We start from the raw sequence: 986 nt of genomic DNA on the forward strand, positions 1-986 counted from the left end.
TGTCCGACACCTGGGCCCTCACGCCCTCCACCTTCCTGACCGGTTCGGCCAGGTGGAATCACGTCACCGTCAGCAATACGCTGCGCAACAGCGACGGCACCGAGCAGCCGCGGGAGAGCTTCACCTACCGCCGGCTCAATCCCGCGCTGGGCCTCACCCAGAAGCTCGGCGGCGGGGTCTCGGTGTTCGGCGGCTACGCCCAGAACAACCGGGTGCCAACGGTGCTGGAGCTGGGCTGCGCCGATCCGGCCCAGCCCTGCCGCCTGCCCGCCGGCCTGCAGGCCGACCCCTACCTGAAGCAGGTGGTCTCGCACTCCTATGAAGCCGGCGCGCGCTGGCGGCCGTCGAAGGACACCGAGGTCTCCGGCACGCTCTACCGCATCGACAACCACGACGACATCCTGTTCCTGCGCGCGCCCAACACCCAGCAAGGCTACTTCGCCAACTTCGAGCGCACCCGCAACCAGGGCTTCGACCTGTCCGCGCGGCAGCGCCTGGGCGACTTCACGCTGCGGCTGGGCTACAGCTACCTGCAGGCCACCTACCAGGCCAACGGCCAGCTCGCGGTGGGCGAGCGCACCATCGACGTCAAGCCCGGCATGCGCATGGCGGGCGTGCCGCGGCACACCATCAAGCTGGGCGTGGACTGGCGGGCGCTGGCCGGGCTGACGCTGGGGGCCGACCTGGTGGGCGTGTCCAGCAGCGTCACCAGCGGCAACGAAGACGGGCTGCGCGCCGACCCGCAGCCCGGCAAGGCGCCCAAGTACGCGGACTGGAGCACGCCGGGGTATATGACGGTGAACCTGCGGGCGTCCTACCGCGTGAACAAGCACTTCGAGATCTACGCGCGCGTGGCCAATGTGTTCGACCGGCGCTACGAGACCTACGGCCAGATCTCCAACGACCTGTTCCCCAACGGCAACCTGCTGCGCCCGCACGTGACGCCGGAAGACAATGCCAGCGCCCTGTTCGTCGCGCCCGGCGCG

The 986-nt window shown here is 69.7% G+C and carries 1 protein-coding gene; it reads left to right on the forward strand.

Annotated features, from left to right (window positions below; translation table 11 throughout):
• A partial coding sequence (locus tag P3W85_RS43580) for a TonB-dependent receptor (protein ID WP_276269385.1) occupies positions 1-986 on the forward strand: 986 nt, incomplete at both ends.

The organism is Cupriavidus basilensis, from assembly GCF_029335485.1.
In the GTDB taxonomy this organism is placed as follows: Bacteria; Pseudomonadota; Gammaproteobacteria; order Burkholderiales; family Burkholderiaceae; genus Cupriavidus; species Cupriavidus basilensis_E.